At 60.3% G+C, this 4,191-nt stretch carries 6 protein-coding genes and 1 pseudogene; 4 read left to right on the forward strand and 3 right to left on the reverse strand.

What is annotated here, in order from left to right; translation table 11 throughout:
• Together ACFFAR_RS26320 and hisC are read left to right on the forward strand one after the other, a co-directional pair.
• A pseudogene (locus ACFFAR_RS26320) lies at nt 1–276 on the forward strand (aminoacyl-tRNA hydrolase); the annotation flags it as partial.
• Between the two features lie 27 nt (nt 277–303).
• Nucleotides 304–1,368, forward strand: coding sequence for a histidinol-phosphate transaminase (gene hisC, locus ACFFAR_RS26325; RefSeq protein WP_174364543.1), 1,065 nt, complete (start codon nt 304–306; stop codon nt 1,366–1,368).
• Between the two features lie 30 nt (nt 1,369–1,398).
• Here hisC and ACFFAR_RS26330 read toward each other — a convergent pair whose 3' ends face one another.
• The 3 genes from ACFFAR_RS26330 to rsmD form a co-directional block, all read right to left on the reverse strand.
• Nucleotides 1,399–1,656: a YfhL family 4Fe-4S dicluster ferredoxin gene (locus ACFFAR_RS26330; protein ID WP_061998357.1), complete on the reverse strand. Its 258-nt coding sequence runs from the start codon at nt 1,654–1,656 to the stop codon at nt 1,399–1,401.
• Nucleotides 1,657–1,701: 45 nt separating this feature from the next.
• On the reverse strand, nt 1,702–2,205 hold the full coding sequence (gene coaD / locus ACFFAR_RS26335; protein WP_061998356.1) for a pantetheine-phosphate adenylyltransferase: 504 nt from the start codon (nt 2,203–2,205) through the stop codon (nt 1,702–1,704).
• 190 nt (nt 2,206–2,395) lie between these two features.
• On the reverse strand, nt 2,396–3,088 hold the full coding sequence (gene rsmD / locus ACFFAR_RS26340) for a 16S rRNA (guanine(966)-N(2))-methyltransferase RsmD (protein WP_174364542.1): 693 nt from the start codon (nt 3,086–3,088) through the stop codon (nt 2,396–2,398).
• A gap of 145 nt (nt 3,089–3,233) precedes the next feature.
• Here rsmD and ACFFAR_RS26345 point away from each other — a divergent pair, with 145 nt between their 5' ends.
• Entirely contained in the window at nt 3,234–3,383 is a 150-nt protein-coding gene (locus ACFFAR_RS26345; protein ID WP_375508753.1) for a hypothetical protein, read from the forward strand.
• 49 nt (nt 3,384–3,432) lie between these two features.
• Nucleotides 3,433–4,191 (forward strand): signal recognition particle receptor subunit alpha (locus ACFFAR_RS26350; RefSeq protein WP_375508754.1); only part of this gene is annotated, 759 nt, incomplete at its 3' end.

Genomic DNA, 4,191 nt, shown 5'->3' on the forward strand with positions numbered 1-4,191 from the left:
AGCGGCGGCCATAACGGCCTGAAGGACATCTCCGCGCATTTGTCGTCGCAGCAGTACTGGCGCTTGAGGATTGGCATCGGGCATCCACGGGATCTGATTCCCGAAGCATCACGCGCCGGGGCCAAGCCCGATGTCGCCAACTTCGTGCTGAAACCGCCGCGCCGCGAAGAGCAGGACGTGATCGATGCATCGATCGAACGCGCGCTTGCCGTCATGCCTGTCGCGATCAACGACGAAATGGAACGCGCGGTGATGAACCTGCATCGCGCCGGTTGAACTGAATGCCTTGATAAGGAGCGAAACGTGAGCCGTTTCTGGAGCGACATTGTCAATACGCTGACGCCGTATGTGCCGGGCGAACAACCCGCGCTCGCGCGTCCCGTGAAGCTCAACACGAACGAAAATCCGTATCCGCCGTCGCCGCGGGTTATCGATGCCATCACTCGCGAGCTTGGGAACAACGGCGATTCGCTGCGCAAGTACCCCGATCCGACGGCACGCGCGCTGCGCGAAACCATTGCGCAGCATCACGGATTGCGCGCGGAGCAAGTGTTCGTCGGCAACGGCTCTGACGAAGTCCTCGCGCACACCTTCCAGGCGCTGCTCAAGCACGACACGCCAATCCGTTTCCCGGATATCACGTACAGCTTTTATCCGGTGTACGCGCAGTTGTACGGCGTCGCGTTCAACGCGGTGCCGCTGAACGCGGATTTTGGTATTGATGTCGATGATTATCGTGCGCCCAATGGCGGCGTCCTGCTGCCGAATCCGAATGCGCCCACGGGCCGCGCGTTGCCGCTCGACGAGATCACTATCCTGCTCGCGGCGAACCCGGATTCTGTTGTCGTGATCGACGAAGCGTATGTGGACTTCGGCGCGGAATCGGCGGCCATTCTGGTCGATGAATATCCGAATCTGCTGGTGATCCAGACGTTGTCGAAGGCGCGTTCGCTGGCCGGAATGCGCGTCGGATATGCGCTTGGACACGAGGCGTTGATCGAGGCGCTCACGCGCGTGAAGGACAGCTTCAACTCGTATCCGCTCGACCGGTTGGCGCAGGTTGCGGCAATCGCAGCGTTCGAGGACGACGATTATTTCCGCGCTACCTGCGCGAAGGTGATCGCGAGCCGCGAGCGGTTATCGGCTGAATTGAAGGCGCTGGGATTCGACGTGGTGCCGTCGGCGGCGAACTTCGTATTCGCGCGCCATCCGGCACACGACGCCGCAGCGCTCGCCGCGAGCCTGAAGGAAAAGGAGATCTTCGTGCGGCATTTCAGGCTGCCACGGATCGATCAACACTTGCGGATTACCGTCGGGACGGACGCCGAATGTGATGCGCTCGTGGCCGCGTTGCGCGCGGTGCTTTAACTGCGTTGGGCGTTGGGCGTTACTCCAACTTCAAACGCCCTTCGCCTTCATCAACGCGTGATATTTCGCCATCAACTGGATGGGGTTTTCGTCATGCGCCGGGTCGCGTGGAATGCATTCCACGGGGCACACTTGCACGCACTGCGGTTCGTCGTAGTGTCCGACGCATTCCGTGCATTTTTTCGGGTCGATCACGTAGATGTCGACACCCATCGATATGGCGTCGTTCGGGCACTCGGGCTCGCACACGTCGCAGTTGATGCACTCGTCGGTAATGAACAGGGCCATGCTTTACTCTCTTCGTCCGGCGTTTCAGCCGGCATTTCGATGCCCTCAGGGCGTCGATGAATCAGGCGCGATCGGACCCACTTTGTCCTGCAGGCGCTTTTCCACCGATGGAAACACGAACTTGCTGACATCGCCGCCCAGTTGCGCGATCTCGCGCACGATCGTGCCCGAGATGAATTGGTACTGGTCCGAGGGCGTCATGAACATGGTTTCGACGTCGGGCAACAGGTAACGGTTCATGCCGGCCATCTGGAATTCATATTCGAAGTCGGAGACGGCACGCAACCCTCGCACGATCACGCGCGCATTGTTCTTGCGCACGAAATCCTTCAAAAGTCCCTTGAAGCTCATCACCTTGACATTTGGATAGTGCCCCAATACTTCGTGGGCAATGTCCAGCCGTTCCTGCAGGCTGAAAAACGGCTTCTTGTTGCGGCTGTCGGCGACGCCAACCACCAGCGTATCGAAAATACTCGAAGCGCGTCGCACAAGGTCTTCGTGACCGCGCGTGAGCGGATCGAACGTTCCCGGATAAACGGCAGTAACCATGGGGCATCTCCTCTTCTGATACTTTTTCTGGCGCTTTTTTGCAGAATTCCTGACGATACTTCGCCAGATGAAAATTGGGACGATGCCGGTATCTACAAGAAGCCGTCTCTAATCATGCCCCGATGCAAGCCCTTCGCATGTTCCTTCCGCCGAAACCGGCGCATCGCGGGCCAGCGTTTCGGAACGCGCATTATTCCTCATTTTCGCGCTGCAGCAAATGATAGCGGACCGCGCCGGCCTTGCCTTCGCGGGTAATTGCCCATCCGGCTAAGGCCGGGACTTCCGCGGGGTCGAGCGGTTCGCCCGATTCCACGTACAACAATCCATTCGCCGATACCAGCGGCGCCCCGAGTTCAAGCGCCCGCTGGAGCATGGCGGTATCGCCGAAAGGGGGATCGAGGAACACGACATCGAAGGAGTTCGACGGCAGGTTTGCGGCGAGCCGCAGCGCATCGGCTTCGACGATCTCGATGTTTTTCGCGGCGAGACGCGCCTGGTTCGCCTTCAATTGCGCAACCGCGCGGCCGCTGCGCTCCACCATCAGAACGCGTGCGGCGCCGCGCGACGCAGCTTCGAAACCAAGCGCGCCGCTGCCGGCGAAGAGATCGAGGCAACGGCGGCCATCGAGTGACTGGCCAAGCCAGTTGAAAAGCGTCTCGCGCACGCGGTCGGGTGTCGGGCGCAAACCATCCAGGCTCAGCACCGGCAGCGGCGTGCGCTTCCAGTCACCGCCGATGATACGAATGGAATGCGGCTTGCCGCCCCGTGACGGCAGCGCTTCACGCACTTTCGGCTCCCGCTGACTCGGCGCGGTGTCGCGGTTTTTATCGCGGGTGCGTTCGGGATTTCGTGTGAGCGTTCGGGTGATGTCAGAGCGGGACATGGACGTGCGTGAGTTGGCAGGTGGTTTAACCGGGCGCGGGGCAGAGAAAAAGTGACTGCAAGCATTGCCGGCGTGCGATTGATCGCGTCACCGATGCGGGCACGTTACCACAGCCCTGCTGTCCCCGATGTCGAGGCATGCCGCCATGCAGGCACTACAATCGGTGCCGGCTGATAAAATACGTTTCTTTTGTGTTTTTACGCCTTTCGCCCGGCTCTTCCCGCTGTTATTGGCGGTTTTTCGCGGCACGGCGGCCCATGTCATCCTGACTTTTTTGCGGGCGTTCGACTCCTGAACACGCTTGCGACAATACAGATGAAACGCCTCCTTCACCACTGCAGACCATGTTCAGCTTTTTCAAACGATTAGTAGGCAAAACGAGCGACACGCCTGAGGAAGATCAGGCCGAGGACGCAGGCGGCCTGGATTCCGAAGACGAAGCGGAAATCCCAGCCGAAGAAGGGCTCCGGCATGCGACCACGCCCGTTACGCCGGCACAGCCGGTGCAGACCCCTGACGCTCCGCTGCAGCACGCCACTACGCCGGTAACTCCGGCGCAACCGGTTGACAGCTCACCTGCAGCACAAGCGAAGCCCTACTGGCAAGGACGCACAGCATCTCAATGGACCGCGGCGCAGGAAACGTCTGTTATCGTGCCGCCGCCTGAGCCGGAAGAGGTCGCGAAACGCTCCTGGATCACACGGCTGAAAACGGGATTGTCGAAAACGAGTTCGGGGCTGACGGGGATTTTCGTCGGCGCGAAGATCGATGACGATCTTTACGAAGAGCTGGAAACCGCGTTGCTGATGTCGGATGCGGGTATGGACGCCACTGAATATCTGCTCGAAGAACTGCGCGAAAAAGTGCGCAGCGAGCGCCTCACCGACGCAATGCAAGTGAAGGCCGCGCTGCGTTCACTCCTCGCAGATCTGCTGCGACCGCTTGAAAAATCGCTGATGCTCGGCCGCGCGCAACCGCTCGTGATGATGATCGCCGGTGTGAACGGCGCGGGAAAAACGACGAGCATCGGCAAGCTGGCCAAGCATTTGCAAAGCTTCGACCAGTCGGTGTTGCTGGCCGCCGGCGACACGTTCCGCGCCGCG

This window comes from uncultured Caballeronia sp. (genome assembly GCF_964243625.1).
Classification (GTDB): domain Bacteria; phylum Pseudomonadota; class Gammaproteobacteria; order Burkholderiales; family Burkholderiaceae; genus Caballeronia.